Annotated in this window: 15 protein-coding genes; all 15 read left to right on the plus strand. The window is 62.7% G+C overall.

From position 1 onward, the window contains the following. Positions 1 to 116 precede the first annotated feature (116 nt). The 15 genes from ACTNBU_RS10810 to ACTNBU_RS10880 all read left to right on the plus strand — a co-directional run bounded on the left by ACTNBU_RS10810 (position 117) and on the right by ACTNBU_RS10880 (position 16135). Complete coding sequence (locus ACTNBU_RS10810; RefSeq protein WP_441033870.1) at positions 117 to 920, plus strand: ParB/RepB/Spo0J family partition protein; 804 nt, start codon at positions 117 to 119, stop codon at positions 918 to 920. Positions 921 to 1067: 147 nt separating this feature from the next. Continuing rightward, positions 1068 to 2912 (plus strand): VanW family protein, encoded by a 1845-nt coding sequence (locus tag ACTNBU_RS10815; protein ID WP_441033872.1) that lies wholly within the window; start codon positions 1068 to 1070, stop codon positions 2910 to 2912. A 153-nt stretch (positions 2913 to 3065) separates the two neighbouring features. Next, entirely contained in the window at positions 3066 to 4013 is a 948-nt protein-coding gene (locus tag ACTNBU_RS10820) for a ketopantoate reductase family protein (RefSeq protein ID WP_441033874.1), read from the plus strand. Positions 4014 to 4096: 83 nt separating this feature from the next. Beyond that, positions 4097 to 4744, plus strand: coding sequence for a TVP38/TMEM64 family protein (locus ACTNBU_RS10825; RefSeq protein WP_441033875.1), 648 nt, complete (start codon positions 4097 to 4099; stop codon positions 4742 to 4744). 154 nt (positions 4745 to 4898) lie between these two features. Next, on the plus strand, positions 4899 to 6029 hold the full coding sequence (gene pgsB / locus ACTNBU_RS10830; RefSeq protein ID WP_441033876.1) for a poly-gamma-glutamate synthase PgsB: 1131 nt from the start codon (positions 4899 to 4901) through the stop codon (positions 6027 to 6029). After that, the gene (pgsC, locus tag ACTNBU_RS10835; protein WP_441033877.1) at positions 6019 to 6453 is read left to right on the plus strand and encodes a poly-gamma-glutamate biosynthesis protein PgsC; all 435 of its coding nucleotides are present in this window, start codon (positions 6019 to 6021) and stop codon (positions 6451 to 6453) included. The genes pgsB and pgsC overlap by 11 nt, the downstream gene beginning before the upstream one ends. Then, entirely contained in the window at positions 6450 to 7547 is a 1098-nt protein-coding gene (pgsW, locus tag ACTNBU_RS10840) for a poly-gamma-glutamate system protein (RefSeq protein ID WP_441033878.1), read from the plus strand. The genes pgsC and pgsW overlap by 4 nt, the downstream gene beginning before the upstream one ends. Further along, positions 7544 to 8191, plus strand: coding sequence for a response regulator (locus tag ACTNBU_RS10845; RefSeq protein WP_441033879.1), 648 nt, complete (start codon positions 7544 to 7546; stop codon positions 8189 to 8191). The genes pgsW and ACTNBU_RS10845 overlap by 4 nt, the downstream gene beginning before the upstream one ends. 11 nt (positions 8192 to 8202) lie before the next feature. Then, complete coding sequence (locus ACTNBU_RS10850; RefSeq protein WP_441033880.1) at positions 8203 to 9012, plus strand: succinylglutamate desuccinylase/aspartoacylase family protein; 810 nt, start codon at positions 8203 to 8205, stop codon at positions 9010 to 9012. A 25-nt stretch (positions 9013 to 9037) separates the two neighbouring features. Next, positions 9038 to 10453: a sensor histidine kinase gene (locus ACTNBU_RS10855; protein WP_441033881.1), complete on the plus strand. Its 1416-nt coding sequence runs from the start codon at positions 9038 to 9040 to the stop codon at positions 10451 to 10453. A 445-nt stretch (positions 10454 to 10898) separates the two neighbouring features. Continuing rightward, entirely contained in the window at positions 10899 to 12743 is a 1845-nt protein-coding gene (gene ggt / locus ACTNBU_RS10860) for a gamma-glutamyltransferase (protein WP_441033882.1), read from the plus strand. 73 nt (positions 12744 to 12816) lie between these two features. After that, positions 12817 to 13455, plus strand: coding sequence for a DUF6305 family protein (locus ACTNBU_RS10865; protein ID WP_441033883.1), 639 nt, complete (start codon positions 12817 to 12819; stop codon positions 13453 to 13455). A 79-nt stretch (positions 13456 to 13534) separates the two neighbouring features. Further along, positions 13535 to 14809, plus strand: a complete 1275-nt coding sequence (locus tag ACTNBU_RS10870) for a TRAP transporter large permease subunit (RefSeq protein WP_441033884.1) — start codon at positions 13535 to 13537, stop codon at positions 14807 to 14809. A gap of 17 nt (positions 14810 to 14826) precedes the next feature. Continuing rightward, entirely contained in the window at positions 14827 to 14973 is a 147-nt protein-coding gene (locus ACTNBU_RS10875; protein ID WP_441033886.1) for a hypothetical protein, read from the plus strand. Between the two features lie 13 nt (positions 14974 to 14986). After that, positions 14987 to 16135, plus strand: coding sequence for a succinylglutamate desuccinylase (locus ACTNBU_RS10880; protein WP_441033888.1), 1149 nt, complete (start codon positions 14987 to 14989; stop codon positions 16133 to 16135). The last annotated feature ends 170 nt before the right edge of the window (positions 16136 to 16305 follow it).

Consider the following 16305-nt stretch of genomic DNA (forward strand, 5'->3'; position numbering starts at 1 on the left):
GAGAACCATCTTGTGGTAGGAGGCGATTACCAATCCACAGCATCCCTTACAGTGTAGCACAGCCCTTGGAGAGGGGCTCTAATAACTACTACTCTATAATACAAGGAGGCATTGAAATGCCGGAACGGCAGGTCCTGATGCTCCCGGCGGAGGAACTGCGCCCCAATCCCATGCAGCCCCGCCGGGTATTTGACAGCGGCGCACTGGAAGAGCTGGCGGCCTCCATCCGCCAGCATGGCATTCTGCAGCCTCTGACCGTGCGGCGGACAGCCCGCGGCTGGGAGCTGATAGCGGGAGAGCGGCGGCTCCGGGCCGCCAGACTGGCGGGACTGCGGACTGTCCCCTGTCTGGAGGCCCAGGTGAGTGACACCGACTCCGCCTTGCTGGCGCTGCTGGAAAATCTCCAACGGCAGGATCTCCATTATCTGGAGGAGGCCACGGCCCTGGCGGCATTCCTGCGGCAGACGGGCATGACCCAGGAGCAGCTGGCAGAGAAGCTGGGCCGGTCCCCCTCCGCCGTGGCCAACAAGCTGCGGCTGCTGCGGCTGTCCCCTCAGTGCGCATCGGAGCTGCTGAAGCACAACCTGTCCGAGCGCCACGCCAGGGCCCTGCTGCGGCTGGAGGACGAATCCGAGCGGCTGACGGCGCTGAAGCACATCGTCTCCGCAGGGCTGAACGTGGCCCAGACGGAGCGGTACATCGACCAGCGGCTACAGGCCCTGGCCGCCGCGCCTCCCAAGGGGCGGCGGACGTACATCATCAAGGACGTGCGGCTGTTTCTCAACAGCGTGGACCGGGGGCTGCGCCTGATCCGGGAGGCGGGCGTGGACGCTCAGGCGGGCCGGGAGGAGACGGAGGAGGAGATCCTGCTCACCATTCGCATCCCAAAGCAGCCTCGGGCCCGCAGTGTGCATGGATAATTTCCCACTCCGCTGGTAGAATTTTGTCACCTGATTGTTACGGGATTGTAATACACTTCCCCAGTGGAATATGTTAGAATGAGATGGCTGAGATTCTGCCGTCCGCGGGGTTTCAGCCATACATCGTGTAACATTCAGGAGGACTGCATGGAACATATGGAACAGACCGCCCCTGTCCGGGAAAAGCGGGGCGGAAAACGGGTCGCGCCTAGCGCCCCCCATAGCAGGAAGCCGCTGATCATCACGGGGATGGTTCTGGCAGTGCTGGCGGCAGCATATTTGGGACTGTGCGCCTATGCCGCCTATGGCAAGGCCATCTGGAGAGACACCCATGTTCTGGGACAGGATATCGGCGGACTGACCGTGGAGGAGGCCTCGCAGAAGCTGGACAGCGTTCTGCCCTCGCTGGAGGTGGGCGTCTACCTCTACGACGACGCCCTTTATGACGGCGATCCCTCCACATTGCCGGAGCGTTCCGGCCAGCCAGACGCCGGCATCTCCCTCTCGGAGCTGGGCCTGCAGGTGGATACCCGGCAGCTGGCCCAGGCCGCCCACGACGCCAACACCCGCGAACGCTCCTTCTTCACCGCCGGCTGGCGGTATCTCACCTACTCCGGCTCTGATTTCATGGGCGTCAGCCAGAACAATCCGGCTCTGGACGCCGCAAAAGTGGAACAATTCGCCCAAACCACGGCGGAAACGCTGTCTCAGGCCGCTGTGGACAGCAGCTTTACGTTGGAGGGTGAGGAGTTGACGGTCACCGTCGGCACCGACGGCCGCACCGTGGACGCCGATGTTCTGGCGGAAAAGCTGGATCAGGGGTCCTGGACCTGTGAGCTGGGGGTGGATGTCCCCTACACCGTGGAGTCCGCCAAGCTGCTCACCGCTCAGGAGGTCCACGACGAGGTGGCCGCCGAGATGAAAAACGCCGGGTATGATCCCGCCACCAAGTCCATCACGCCGGAGCAGGTGGGCGCGGAGTTCGACGTGGCCGACGCCCAGCGGCAGCTGGACAACGCGGAGCCGGGCGAGACGGTCCGCATCGACGCCGTCATCGAGTACCCCGCCGTCACGGCGGAGGAGCTGAAGGGCGTGCTGTTCCGGGATGTGCTGGGTACCGCCACCACCTACGTCAGCGGCACCGGCGCCCGGGTGGACAATGTACGTCTGGCCTCCGAGGCCTGCAACGGCATCGTCCTCAACAGCGGCGATGTGTTCTCCTATAACAACACCACCGGCGAGCGGACCGTCGACAAGGGCTACGGCGCAGCCTCCGCCTACGTCAACGGCCTGACAGTGGACACCATCGGCGGCGGTGTCTGCCAGCCCTCCTCTACCCTGTATCTGGCCTGTCTGAACGCCAATCTGGAGATCGTGGAGCGGTACGCCCACCGCTATCCCCCCACCTACATCGCCAAGGGCATGGACGCCACCGTGTCCTGGGGCACACTGGACTACAAGTTCCGCAATGATACCGACTATCCCATCAAGATCGTGGCCGCATACTCCAAGGGCAAGCTGACCATGACCCTCTACGGCACCAAGACCGATGACATCACTGTGAAGATGACCAACAAAGTGCTGTCCTCCACGCCGTGGACCACCGTCTATGAGGATGACGACACCCTTCCCGCCGGTACGGAGGAGGAGAAGGTGACGCCCTACACCGGCTACAAGGTGGAGACCTACCGGAACCTCTACGACGGAAACGGGAAGCTGATCTCCAGCACCTTTGAGGCCAGCAGCGATTACAAGGTCCGGAATCAGGTCATCGCCCGGGGCACTGGCAAAGCCGCAGATGTCCCCGCCTCCGGCGGCGCGGAGATCCCCGGCGGCTCCACCGATCCCGGCACCAACACTGAGCCGGGCACGGTCACCGATCCCGGCACCGTGACAGAGCCGGAGACACCGCCTGTGACGGAGGAGCCCGTTGTTCCGGTGGTGGTGGAGCCGGAGCCCGCGGACCCCGGCAGCGAGGTCGTGAATCCGTAATTGCAGAGAAGAGACCGCTTTCCCGGGCGGTCTCTTTTTTGCGCTCTTTTTCCAGGGGATGGAAACTCCTGATTTTTCACTTTCCTTTTGCCCCGGGATTTGATAGAATGCTCATCAGATCAACAAAATGATTTACACAGGAGGTTTTTTGATATGCGGGAGAATTGGAAACTGACCGTGGTGGGCCTGGGCGGCATCGGCGGTCTGCTGAGTGCACCGCTGGTGCGGCAGTATGGGGGCCAGATCAGTCTGGTGGCCCGGGGACGGCGGGGCGCGGCCCTGCGGACGGAGGGCCTGACCCTCCGCAGCGATGTGTACGGAGACTTCACGGTCCATCCGCCGGTGGTAGCGGAGACGCCGGAGGAACTGCCGGTGCAGGACGTGATCCTGGTGTGCGTAAAAAACGGGAATCTTCCGGAGGTGGCCCGGCAGATCGCGCCCATCGTGGGACCGGAGACCATCGTTCTGACGGTGATGAACGGCGTCACCGCCGGGCGCGTCCTGCGAGCGGCACTGGGCAAGGGCACCGTGCTGGAGAGTGTTATCTACACCGTGTCCAGCGCCGGAGCGGACTGCTCCATCACCCAGAAGGGCAAATTCACCCAGATCTACACCGGCACCGCCCCCGGCGATGAGGCGGGACACGCCGCCGCCCTGGAGGTGGCGGAGATTCTCACCGGCGCGGGCATCGAGTGCCACGTAGAGGAGGACGTGCGGGTGTCCATCTGGAACAAGTACGTGCTGAACTGCGCCTACAACGTGGGCACCGCCCGGTGGGCCTGCACCATCGGCGACATCAAGGCCGACCCCGGCCGGGTGGACGACTGCCGGGCGCTGATGGACGAGGCGCGGCGCGTGGGCGTGGCCTGCGGCGTGCCACTGGACGGTGATCTGGTGGAAAAGCAGCTCCGCCGCATCATGAAGACCACCGACGACTCCACCAGCTCCCTGAGCCGGGACTTCGCCGCCGGACGGTCCGGCGAGCTGGAGGTTTTCTGCGGCGATGTGATCCGCATGGCGGAGGAGCACGGCGTGGACGTGCCGGTGACCGCCGCCTACTACGCGGCCCTTCAGGACATCGCCGCCGGTTTCACCCGCTGATCCGCCACTCATTGTAACAGAAGGATTTTCCAGAGAAGAACCCCCGTTTCCGCACAGACTAGTGTGGAGACGGGGGTGATCTTTTGCGGCACAGACGATGGGTCCGATGGGGGCTTCTGGCGGTCCCGGCAGGCTTGCTGCTCTGGCTGGCCATCCGCCTGCGGGGAATGGACGCCGGGGATATCCTGTCCTGGACGCCCCGCCGTCCATTGGCGGCGGCGCTGTTTCTCCTGGGGCTGTACACGGTAAAGGGACTGACGTTCCTCTTTCCCCTGTCGGTGCTGCAGGCGGCGGCGGGACTGCTGTTCCCGCCCTGGACGGCGCTGGCGGTGAGCCTGCTGGGGGCGGCGGTCTCCACCACGGCGGCCTTTCTGCTGGGACGGCGCCAGCGGGGACGGCTGGACCGGCTGCTGGACCGGTATCCCCGGCTGGCGCTGCTGAAGCGGGCCGGAGACGGGCGGAGCGACGGCCTGCTGGTGTTTCTGGTGCGGCTGGGCGGTATGCTGCCCAGCGACGCCGTCAGCGTATTTTTCGGCGCCTCCGGCGTCCGGTACAGCACGTATCTCCCGGCGGGTCTCGCAGGAATGCTGCCCCATCTGGCGGCAGGCACCTTTCTGGGGACGGCGCTGGCCAGCCGCTCCCTGCCGGCCCTGCTCGCCGCCGGAGGCATCAACGCCGCCGTGACGGTGAGCGCGCTGGCGGTGTGGCGGGCATACCGCCGGAACGCCTGAGCGCGGCAGGAGCCGGTCTGCGGGGTGCGTATTTGCCCCTCCGGAGGTCCGCGAAATCCTTTACTTTTTCCTTTAATTGTGATAGGCTGTCCACACAAACTTCTTGCCGCGCCGGATACGGCCGTGGGACATTCGTCGGATGGGAGGGGACCGTATGGCCGTGATCGTCGCCGTACTGCTGGGCGTGATCCTGGCGCTGCTGGCGCTGGAGCAGCGCCGCGCCCTCAAGGACCGGGCAAAGCTGGCGCACGTGGTCCACGTCAACGGCATCCGGGGAAAATCCACCGTGACCCGTCTCATCGACGCCGGACTGCGGGCCGGCGGCTGGAAAGTGTTCTGCAAGACCACCGGCACCGTCCCCATGACCATCGGCGTGGATAACGTGGCCCGTCCGCTGATCCGGCGGGGCCGGGCCAATATCCGGGAGCAACTCGACATCCTTCACCGGGCGGCCCGGGAGGGCGCCCAGGTGCTGGTCCTGGAGTGCATGGCGGTGGACCCGGCCCTCCAGAACGTGGCCCAGCACCGCATGGTGCGAGGCGACGTGGGCGTCATCACCAACGTGCGGCTGGACCACACCGAGGAGATGGGTGAGACCCTGGAGGAGATCTGCGACTCCCTTTCCAATACCATTCCCAGAAACGGCTATCTCTTTACCGCGGACCCGGACTTCTATCCCCAGCTCCGCCGCAACGCCGAAGCCATAGGCTGTCAGGCGGAGCTGGCCCTGCCGGACGGCTCCCTGCCGGACTTTGATTTTCCGGAGAATCTGGCCCTGGCGCTGGCGGTCTGCCGCCATCTGGGCGTGGAGGAATCCACGGCGCTGGAGGGGATGCTCCACTATCAGCGGGACCCCTACGCCCTGTCCCTGCACCGTCTGCCGGGCGGCGGCATCTTTGTCAACGGCATGTCCATCAACGATCCCCAGTCCACCCAGCTGGTGTTCCGCCGTCTGGCGGAGCGGTTCGGCTGGCAGGGACGGGATCTGACGCTGCTGATCAACAACCGGCCGGACCGGGGCTACCGGACGGAACACATGGTGATGGTGGCCGGAGCCTTGCAGCCCGCCAGGGTCTGGCTGCTGGGGGCCTCTCAGGTGACCACGGCCCGCGCCGTCCGGCACAGGGTCCCTCAGGCGGACATCCGCCGCTTTTCCGGGGCGGAGCAGTTGCCCCTGGCGGAGGTTCCGGCCGGACAGGTGGTCTTCGCGGTGGGGAACGTGGCCGGTCCCGGCCATCAGGTGATGAAGCGTGTGCGTGAGGAGGCGGAAGAATATGTACCATGAGGTGGTCCTGGCCGGCGTGGCTGTCAGCCTGCTGTTTTCGGAGTTCACCGGACTGTCTCCGGCGGGACTGGTGGTGCCCGGATACATAGCCCTTTCCTTACAGACGCCGGTACGAGTGGTCTATACGCTGCTCATCGCCCTCATCGCCTGGGGCGTCGCCCGGGTGCTGTCCCGCTGGATGATCCTGTACGGACGGCGGCGGTTCGCGGTGCTGATTTTGCTGTCCTTCCTCATCAACGCCCTCATCGTCCGCTCCGGGCTGCTGCCCTATGATCCGGGGATGATCGGCGTGCTGGTGCCCGGCATCATCGCCAACGAGGTGGAAAAGCAGGGCGTGGTGAAGTCCATGCTGTCTCTTTGCGTGGTGGTGGGCATCCTGGTGCTGCTGATGATGTGGCAGGGAATGCGGGTGTTTCCGACATGAGAAGAAAACGGGAGAAACGCGTTCTGGCGCTGCTGGCCGCCGTCCTTCTGCTGCTGACCGCCGCGGCGGCGCTGGCCCGGCAGAGCGCCCGTCCGGTCCGGACGGAATACTATGAGACCCAGGTGGAGGCCGCCCGGCGGCTGGAGAAGTGCTTTGAGGCCGTCCGGGGATATAAGTCGGAGCTGGGCATCCCCATGAGCGAGGATGACCTGCATCAGACCGGAATGATCGGCCTGCCCTACACCGGCATCACCACCACCCAGGGCGCTCTGGAGGCCAAGCGCACCACGGCCTGGCCGGATATGGCGGCGCTGTGCGTGCGGATGCTGTATGAGGCCGGTGTGCGGCCGGGCGACACGGTGGGGGCCGGCTTCTCCGGGTCCTTCCCGGGTATGGATCTGGCGGTGGTGACGGCCTGCGAGAGCATGGGCGTCCGCCTGGTGTGCATCGCCTCCGTGGGGGCGTCCACCTACGGCGCCAACAATCCGGAGCTGACGTTCCCGGAGATGCTGTACCGTCTGGAACAGGATGGGCTGATCTCCACCCGGAGCGCCGCGGTGACCATGGGCGGCTACCACGACGTGGGCGCGGACATGGACCCGGAGCTGGCGGACGCGGTCCGTCTGCGGCTGCGGGAGGACGGACTGAATTTGGTGGAGGAGCCGGATTTCTCCGCCAATATCGCCTGGCGGGAGGCCCTTTACCAGCAAGAGGGGCCCATCGACTGCTTCGTGGCCGTGGGAGGCAATCTGACCTCTCTGGGACAGGGTGAGAGCGGCGTCTCCCTGGGACAGGGAGTGCTGCACCCCTCCGGCACCGTCCGGATCGACGAGTCCAGCGGGCTGGTCCAGCGATATCTGTCCCGGGGCCTTCCGGTGGTGAATCTGCTGAATATCAAAAAGCTGATGGCCGATTACGATATGCCCTTTGACCCGGCGGTCTGGCCGGAGATCGGTCAGTCGGCGGCCTACAGCACCATTCGGTACGACCGGAGATGGCTGGCCGCGGGATTGGCCGGGACCGCCGGACTGCTGGTCCTGTGTCTGTGGGTCCGGCGACGGCCGGAAAATAGAGGAAAGGATGATGCGCCATGACAGACAGTGAACTGAAGATCCTGATGATCGATGACGACGAACAGATCCTGTTTGCGCTGCGGGCCGTGTTCCAGTTTCAGGGATGGGCGTCCCTGTCCGCCAGGGACGTGCCCTCGGGTCTGGAGCTGTTCCGCACGGAACACCCCAATCTGGTGCTCATCGACTATCACCTGCCCCGCATCAACGGCATCAAGGGCGTCCAGATGATCCGGGAGCTGGACGCGGAGGTGCCCATTATCGTCTTCACCATCGACGAGAGCCAGGAGGTGGCCAACCGGTTCATTGAGGCCGGGGCCAGCGACTTCGCCCTGAAGCCCATCAAGGTGCCGGATATCATCAGCCGCATCCGGCTGCATATCCGCCTGATGTCCAGCAACCAGCGCCTCAAGAACAAGACCCAGGCCAAGCCCTCCGCCGCGCCCCCGGTGAAGGGCATCGGCCCCGCCACGCTGGATCTGATCGAAGGGGCCTTCCAGGACACGGAGGAATTTCTCACGGTGGAAGCCCTCTCTCAGCGCACGGGCCTGGCCTATCAGACCACCTACCGCTATTTGCAGCACATGGTCTCCCAGGGCCTGGTAGAGGTCAGTCAGAGCTACGGCAAGGTGGGCCGTCCCAAGCAGAAATTCCGTCTGAAGAAATGAGGAGGCCGCCGATGAAGCGCAGACACCGGATCACCGCCGCGTCCCTTCTGCTGGCACTGTGTCTGCTGCTGTCCGGCTGCGGACAGCAGGGGTTGGACGGAGAGCCGGACACCTGGCTGCTGAAGGATTTTCAGGGCTGCCTGGAGGAGACCTTTGACACAGAGCGGGAGGAATATCCCCTGCTGGAGGGAACTGAGGAGGAGAACACCGTCTGCGTGCTGCGGGGCGAGGAGGACGGCCCGGTGATCTACGTGGTGGCCGGCGTCCACGGCGACGAGGTGGCCGGCTGGCGGGCGGGAAATCTTCTGAAGGACGCCTCCCTGAAGGCCGGGACGCTCTATATCCTCAGCCCCGCCAATCTCTACGGCGCGGAGCAGGATCAGCGCACCACAAAATCCGACCGGGACCTGAACCGGAATTTTCCCGGTGATCCGGAGGGCTGGGACGCCCAGCGCATCGCCTGGTCCATTTTTTCCGACATCCAGGATAAGCAGCCGGATCTGGTCCTGGACCTCCATGAGGCACGAGCCGTCCAGGGTGGCCGGGACGCCCTGGGCAACTCCCTGATCTGCCAGTCGCTGGACGGGATCGGTGACCTGATCCTGGACGCCCTGCTGGATTCCGAAGCGGGATCGCTGTGCTCCGGCGCTCTGACTCTGTACGGCTCGCCGCCGGCGGGAAGCATCAACCAGACGGTGACGGAGCAATTGGGCATCCCCGTCATCACGGTGGAGACCTACCGGGAGGAGCCGCTGGCCCAGCGGGTTCGCAACCAGTTGGAATTCACAGAATATGTGCTGAATTACTACGGCCTGCGCTGACGGGCCGGAGAAAGGGGTTGACGGGATGGAAAAACAGAGCCCTCCGGAGAAGCGGACGCTGTATCTGGCCGCCCTTGACCACAGAGAGATGTGCATCGGCGTGCTGTGCATTGCCGTCAGCTTTTTGATGCCCCTGCTGTTCAACGTCCGGAACTTCTCCGTCCTGCGGTCCATCGGAAAGGCGCTGCGGAACAGTGAAAAGCTGGATCTGATGGCCGCCGCGCTGCAGCTGGTGGCCCTGAACTCCCTCCGGGGCATCCCTCATTACGTGGGCGCCTTTTTCGTGGCGGACGCCCTGGAATTCCGGTGGAGGGGGCACAAGGCGCTGCCCGTCAACGCCCTGCTGATCCTGGTGATCCTGCTGCTGACCTATCAGGGTATCGGCGCCATCCACGATGTTCACTATGACTTCGGCCTGCCGGCCATGCTGCTCTCTTCCTTCGTGCTGCTGTTCCGGAAGATCAACTATCAGTATGTCTCGCTGGTAAAAAAGGCCGGTCTCATCGCCCTGGTGCTGACCGCGCTGCAGTTTTTGGACGTCATGCCCGTCATGAGCCGGTTCCCAGTGGGCCGGGGCGAGATGTCCATGGATATCAAAATGTCCTCCTCCGTTCTGGGGGCGGATACCATTCTCAACACCATGGCGCTGGTGGGCATGACCCTGTTTCTCTCCTTTGCCCTGGTGGTGCTCCTTCTGCTGCGGGATGAGAACAACCTGCGGGAGCTGAGTGTTCTCAAGGAACAGAACCAGGCCATTCTGGTCCAGTCTCAGCTCAATGAGATGAAAAACCGGACCTATCAGGAGATGCAGTACCTGGTCCACGACCTGAAATCCCCTCTGACCGCAGCCCAGACCCTGGTGGGCGTGCTGAAGCTGGAGTGTCAGGAGGAGCAGCGGGAGCGGGACGTGGAATATCTGGACCACATCGAAAACGCGGTGGAGCGGATGAGCGACATGATCTCCGAGATCCTGTACGAGGACCAGATGTCTCCCATCCCCACCGAAAAGCTGGTGGGTGTAGTGCTGGCCCAAAGCTCCGTGAATGACTACGCCGCCTATCTCCACGTGGACAACCAGGCGCCTCAGGCGCTGATCTGCGCCAACCGGTTCCTGTTCCCCCGGGCGCTGGTGAACCTGATCCAGAACTCCGCCCAGGCCATGCCCCAGGACCGCGTGCCGCAGATCTGGCTGCGGGTGAGCTCCGCGGAACGGGAACATCGGCTGGTCTTCACCGTGGAGGACAACGGCTCCGGCATCGACGAAGCGCAGCTCCAGAGCATCTGGGACCGGGGCACCTCCGGACGGCAGTCCAGCGGTCTGGGATTGGCCTTTGTCCGCAACGTGGTGGAGCAGATGCACGGCGAGATCCATATCCAGAGCCATCCGGGTCAGGGAACCAGGATCTGTCTGGAATTTTCTGAGGAACCCGCGGAATCATAAGAACCATAGCGCGCAGGAAAGCCCGCCCCGCCGGAGGCAAATCTCCGGCGGGGCAATTTTTCTCATTTTTGAAGTCTGAAAAAGCCAAACATTCAAAACAGGCGCAAAGCCTTTTCCCTCTTCCGACCGGGCGGCGAAACACCCGCCGTTGCTTCCCCTTTCGCCGTTTTGGCCGGTCAATTTGTAAGTAATTCGTATTTTTATCTATTTTTCAGTGATTCTTTGTCTCATTTTTGTGCATTTCAGTTTTTATACGCGGCGAGGCAGAAAGGAATCCTCTTTCGTGTAAATTTTCTGTTAAAGATAAATATGAGAAAAAATTGACTGTCCTGCCATAAAGCTTCTATAATTAAAATGCAGGAAGGCATCCGTCTGATTGCATCGCAGAATTGGCGGGGCCTCTCCGCCAACTGTAATATGAGATTGGATAATAGGAGGTAAAAACATGAAAAAGTACTTAGCGCTTGTTCTGGCTCTGGCAATGTCACTGTCTCTGGTGTCTTGCGGAACCCAGAGCACCCCGGCCGCCAGCAGCAGCCCTGCTGCCAGCTCCGCTCCCGCCGCTTCCACGCCTGAGGAAGAGCCCGGCGACGAGATCTGGCTGCCCTACAACGAGGATCTCACCGCCAAGCGCGACGACCGTGACGCCACTGGCACCAACGGCGCAGTCGCCAGCTCCAGCTACTATGCTTCCAAGGCTGGCCTCGACATTCTGCAGGCCGGCGGCAACGCCGTTGACGCTGCTGTCGCAGTGGCCTATACCTTGGGCGTTGTGGAGCCCTACACCTCCGGCCTCGGCGGCGGCGGCTTCATGACCATCTATGACGCAGAAACCAAGGAGGTCAAAGTCGTTGACTTCCGTGAGATCGCTCCCGCCAACGCGACGGCCGAGATGTGGCTGAACAGCGAGGGCAAGGTCGGCAAGTTCGTCGATGCCGACGGCAACGAGTTCACCGGCGATTACTCCAAGCTGAACCAGGTGGGCGGCATGGCCGCCGGTATCCCCGGTGAGGTCGCCGGCCTGGAGTACGCTCTGGAGAACTTCGGCTCCGGCAAGCTGACCCGCGCCGAGCTGATGCAGCCCGCCATCGATCTCGCCGAGAACGGCTACATCGTCACTCTGACCATGAGACAGTGCACGGAAGACGAGTACTATGAGGTCGCCCACATGGAGGAGGTCGCCAATTACTACCTCGACTCCAACGGTCTGCCTCTGGAGATCGGCACCACGCTGACCAACAAGGATCTGGCCAAGACCTACCGCATGATCGCCGAGGGCGGCGCCGACGCCTTCTATAAGGGCGAGGTCGCTGAGGCCATCGTCGAGACCCTGTCCAAGTACGGCGGCGTGATGACCACCGACGACCTGGCCAACTACAAGGTCGAGGTCCGTGAGCCCGTCAGCTCCACCTATCGTGACTACACCATCTACTCCCTGCCTCCCGCCTCTTCCGGCGGCACCCACCTGATCGAGATCCTCAACATCCTTGAGAACTTCGATATGTCCGGCATCGAGATCAACTCCCCCGAGTACATCCACTACTTCTCCGAGGCCTTCAAGATGGCCTTCGCCGACCGCGCCGAGTACATGGCCGACACCGCTTTCGCCACCGTTCCTCTGAAAGGTCTGACCAGCAAGGACTACGCCGCCAAGCTGGCTTCCAAGATCACCGACGCCAGCGGTAGCTATGAGGCGGACGATCCCGGCCTGTATGAGTCCGGCTCCACCACCTCCTTCTCCGTGGTCGACCAGTGGGGCAACATGGTCGCCTGCACGCAGACCATCAATGACTTCTACGGCAGCAAGGTCGCCATCGACGGCTACGGCTTCATCATGAACGACGAGATGGCGGACTTCTCCACCAATCCCCAGTCCGTCAACTGCGTGGAAGGCGGCAAGCGCCCGCTGAGCTCCATGAGCCCCTCCATCGTCCTGTATCCCGACGGCACTCCCTATCTGACCATCGGTACTCCGGGCGGCACCCGTATCTTCCCGACCATCGCGCAGGTCGTTCAGCGTATGATCGATTACAACATGGATATTCAGGATGCGATCAATATCGCGCGTATCTATGACAACGCTTCCGAGAAGATCTGCTACGAGTCCGACGGTGTCACGCCCGTCACTGCCGAGACTGTTTCCGAGCTGGAGGCCATGGGCCATGCCACTGAGGACAAGGGTTCCTGGAACCTGTTCTTCGGCGGCGTTCAGGGCATCGAGATCTGCAAGGACGGCACGCTGCGTGCCGGCGCCGATCCCCGCCGTGACGGTAAGGGCCTGGCTTACTAAGTTATAAAATTCTTGGAAATGGGCGGCTGCACAGCCGCCCATTCCTCAACAATCGAAAGGAGAAACAATCACTATGTCCAAGAAAATTTTTGCTCTGCTGCTGGCTGGCGTTATGATGCTCTCTCTGGCCGCCTGCGGCTCCAGCTCCTCCGGTTCCTCCGCGGCCGCTTCCAAGCCCGCAGCCTCCGCCGCGGCCAGCACCTCCGCTTCCGGTGAAGCCGCCGGTCTGACCGAGGCCTTCGCCGAGTATCCCGCTCTGGTCACCTCCGGCGGTCAGAGCGCCGACTATCAGATGATCGGCACTGTCATGGGCAAGCTGGGCATGGACTACACCCTCAACAATCTGGCCACCTCCGCTGATCTGGGCGACGCCAAGACCCTGGTCGTCGTCGTGGGCGGCTCTTCCAAGGGTCTGGGCGCCGCCGGTATCGACGCCGACGGTGAGCTGGCCCGTCTGGACGAGCTGATCAAGGGTGCCAAGGACGCCGGCCTGTCCATCATCGCCATGCACACCGGCGGCGAGGCTCGCCGCGGCGACCTGTCCGACAAGTTCATCACCCCCGTGTTTGAGCAGGCTGATTACGCCATCGTGGTCTCCGGCGGCAACACCGACGGCCTGATGACCGATATCTGCGCCGGTGCCGGCATCCCCGTGGACGTCATCGACAGCATCAGCGACGTCACCACCGTGCTGCCCGCCGCATTCAAGTAATCCGGCTCGATTCTGAATGGAAGGACGGCCGGTGCTCTGCGCCGGCCGTTCCGATCAAAACAACCATGGAGGTATTTTGATGACTAATGAACTGATTACCTTCATCGCGATGGTCGCCGTGTTCCTGCTGGGCTGCTTCCTGGCGAAGCTGCCGGTCAGCATTTCCATGGTGCTCTCCGCGATCGCTGGTTCTCTTGTGGGCGGTCATGGCATCGCCCTGCGCCACCTGGTCGAGGGCATGTTCTCCTACGTGGATACCATTCTGGTCATTGCCACGGCAATGATCTTCATGAAGGTCATCCAGGAATCCGGCGCGCTGGACGCCATCTGTTCCGTGATCATTGAACGGTTCCACAAGCTGCCCGCCCTGATGCTGTGCCTGATCATGCTGATCATCATGTTCCCCGGCATGATCACCGGCTCCTCCACCGCCTCCGTGCTCTCCGCCGGCTCCATCATGGCTCCCGTGCTGATGATGATGGGCGTCCCGGTATTGGAGACCGCCTGCATTCTGGCCATGGGCGGTATCCTGGGCATGATCGCTCCTCCCACCAATATCCCCGCCATGATCATCGGCGCCGGTATCGACATCCCCTACAGCGGATTTGAGCTGCCCCTGGCGCTGCTGACCTTCCCGCTGGCCGCCCTGTTCGTGCTGATGTTCGGTTACAAGTACGTCAAGAAGATGAACTATCTGGACGTCCAGTCCAAGCTGAACACCGAGTCCCGCAAAAAGTTCGGCCTGAAGGTCTACATCCCCCTGGTACTGGCCATTGTGCTGATGGTGCTGACCAAGGTGGTCCCCTCCTTCTCCATCGGCATGCCGCTGGTGTTCCTGATCTCCGCCGCGGTGGGCTGCTTTACCGGCTATAAGATCAACCTGCTGAAGGTCTCCAAGGAGTCCGTCAACAGTGTGCTGCCCGTCATGGGCATCCTGATGGGCGTCGGCATGTTCATCCAGATCATGACCCTCACCGGCGTCCGTGGTCTGATCGTCACCAGCTGCCTGAGCCTGCCCGAGTGGGGCCGCTACATCGCCATGGCCGTGTCCATGCCTCTGTTCGGCGCCGTGTCTTCCTTCGGCTCCGCCAGCGTGCTGGGCGTGCCCTTCCTGCTGTCCTTCCTGGCCAAGGAGGAGATCATTGTGGCCGCTGCCCTGTCCCTGATCGCCTCTCTGGGCGATATGATGCCCCCCACCGCTCTGGCCGGCATCTTTGCCGCCCAGGTCGTTGGCATGGAGAAGTACACTCCCGTGCTGAAGAAGTGCCTGGTGCCCTGCCTGATCGTCATCGTCTGGGCCATTCTCTTCATCGTGTTTGCCAACGTCCTTGAGCCCTTCATCATTCTCGGTTAAACGGAAGGAGCAAAAAGATGATTACTATTATCTATCGACTGATCGTTGTCTACGTCATCGCTCTGGTGGGCTGGAACATGTTCACGGAGAAGAAACTCACCATGCAGATGAACTGTGCCCTGGTCCTGATTCCCCTGGTCCTGCGCGCCCTGATGATCAAGTGAGGAGGGCTGGATAATGACTAAGAAAAACTATATCTCCGCCGCTATCTGCCTGGTGGTGGCTGTGGCCGTCATGGTGTCCACCAGCATGAGTTTCCTGGCGGCCCGTGAGCTGCCCCTGCCCGAGTGGGGCCCCAGCGTCACCGAGGTGAAGATGCTTTCCGACTGGTTTGACGGTCTGAAGGATACCAACGGCGACACTCCCGTCTACGTCCTGAAGGGCGAAAAGGAGGGCGGCTCCGTCCTGATCCTGGGCGGCACCCACGCCAATGAGGTCTCCGGCTACATGTCCGCCTTCACCTTCATTGAGAACGCCGTGGTGGAGCAGGGCACCGTCTACGTCATCCCCTACACCAACCACAGTGCCATGACCCACAACGACCCCAGTGAGGGCAACCTGCAGTATTTCACCCTGCAGACCAAGAGCGGCGAGCGCACCTTCCGCTATGGCTCCCGCGCCACCAACCCCGTGGATCAGTGGCCCGACCCCGATGTGTACATCCACTATCCCTCCGGCCAGCAGCTGTCCGGCTCCGAGACCCGCAACATCAACCGCGCCTATCCCGGCCGTCCCGACGGCAACCTGACCGAAAAGATGGCCTACGGCGTGGCGGAGCTGATCCGTGCCGAGGATATCGGCATCACCTTCGACCTGCATGAGGCCTCTCCCGAGTATCCCGTCATCAACGCCACCGTGGCGCACCAGGACGCCATGGAGATCGCCTCCGAGGGCTGCATCAATTTGCTGCTCAGCGGCATCGAAATGTCCCTGGAGCAGTCTCCCACCAACTTCCACGGTCTGACCCACCGTGAGCTGGGCGACTATACCGACACCAAGGCCATCCTGATGGAGACCGCCAACGCCTCTCAGGGCCGTCTGCGCGGCGCCACCACCGTGGAGCAGGTGCTGGGCGGTCAGGATGAGTGCTACCTCATCAGTGAGGAGCTGGGCATGCTGTATGTGCCCTGGGACGAGACCGGCCATCCCATTGAGGAGCGCTGCGGCCGTCACCTGCAGGGCATCTATGAGTATGTCACCGCCTACAACAACGCTAATCCCGACAAGGCCATCGTCTACAGCGAGGTCCCCGGATACAGCGAGCTGTTCCTGGAGGCCGATCCCGATGAACTGGGCGGCGCCCGTCTGGGCAGCTTCCTGATGTGATCAAATCTTCAGACCGCTGAAACTGGTGGTCCGAGGGGCGGCGTCCCCTGCGCCGCCCCTCTCAGGCTGTCGAGAAACCCGGTTGCGCAATTAGGCGGCAACCGGGTTTTCAGCACATATTCGGGAAAATAGAATCGAAAATAGGAAATGGGCAGAGTCATTCCATTTCC

Origin of the sequence: Dysosmobacter sp. HCP28S3_G4, from assembly GCF_052065175.1 — a bacterium.
In the GTDB taxonomy this organism is placed as follows: domain Bacteria; phylum Bacillota; class Clostridia; order Oscillospirales; family Oscillospiraceae; genus Oscillibacter.

Bases quoted from the DNA above. Each gene is read 5' to 3' on its own strand.
- ACTNBU_RS10810 (WP_441033870.1), top strand. From the start codon at position 117: ATGCCGGAACGGCAGGTCCTGATGCTCCCGGCGGAGGAACTGCGCCCC.
- ACTNBU_RS10815 (WP_441033872.1), top strand. From the start codon at position 1,068: ATGGAACATATGGAACAGACCGCCCCTGTCCGGGAAAAGCGGGGCGGA.
- ACTNBU_RS10820 (WP_441033874.1), top strand. From the start codon at position 3,066: ATGCGGGAGAATTGGAAACTGACCGTGGTGGGCCTGGGCGGCATCGGC.
- pgsB (WP_441033876.1), top strand. From the start codon at position 4,899: ATGGCCGTGATCGTCGCCGTACTGCTGGGCGTGATCCTGGCGCTGCTG.
- pgsC (WP_441033877.1), top strand. From the start codon at position 6,019: ATGTACCATGAGGTGGTCCTGGCCGGCGTGGCTGTCAGCCTGCTGTTT.
- pgsW (WP_441033878.1), top strand. From the start codon at position 6,450: ATGAGAAGAAAACGGGAGAAACGCGTTCTGGCGCTGCTGGCCGCCGTC.
- ACTNBU_RS10845 (WP_441033879.1), top strand. From the start codon at position 7,544: ATGACAGACAGTGAACTGAAGATCCTGATGATCGATGACGACGAACAG.
- ACTNBU_RS10850 (WP_441033880.1), top strand. From the start codon at position 8,203: ATGAAGCGCAGACACCGGATCACCGCCGCGTCCCTTCTGCTGGCACTG.
- ACTNBU_RS10855 (WP_441033881.1), top strand. From the start codon at position 9,038: ATGGAAAAACAGAGCCCTCCGGAGAAGCGGACGCTGTATCTGGCCGCC.
- ggt (WP_441033882.1), top strand. From the start codon at position 10,899: ATGAAAAAGTACTTAGCGCTTGTTCTGGCTCTGGCAATGTCACTGTCT.
- ACTNBU_RS10865 (WP_441033883.1), top strand. From the start codon at position 12,817: ATGTCCAAGAAAATTTTTGCTCTGCTGCTGGCTGGCGTTATGATGCTC.
- ACTNBU_RS10870 (WP_441033884.1), top strand. From the start codon at position 13,535: ATGACTAATGAACTGATTACCTTCATCGCGATGGTCGCCGTGTTCCTG.
- ACTNBU_RS10875 (WP_441033886.1), top strand. From the start codon at position 14,827: ATGATTACTATTATCTATCGACTGATCGTTGTCTACGTCATCGCTCTG.
- ACTNBU_RS10880 (WP_441033888.1), top strand. From the start codon at position 14,987: ATGACTAAGAAAAACTATATCTCCGCCGCTATCTGCCTGGTGGTGGCT.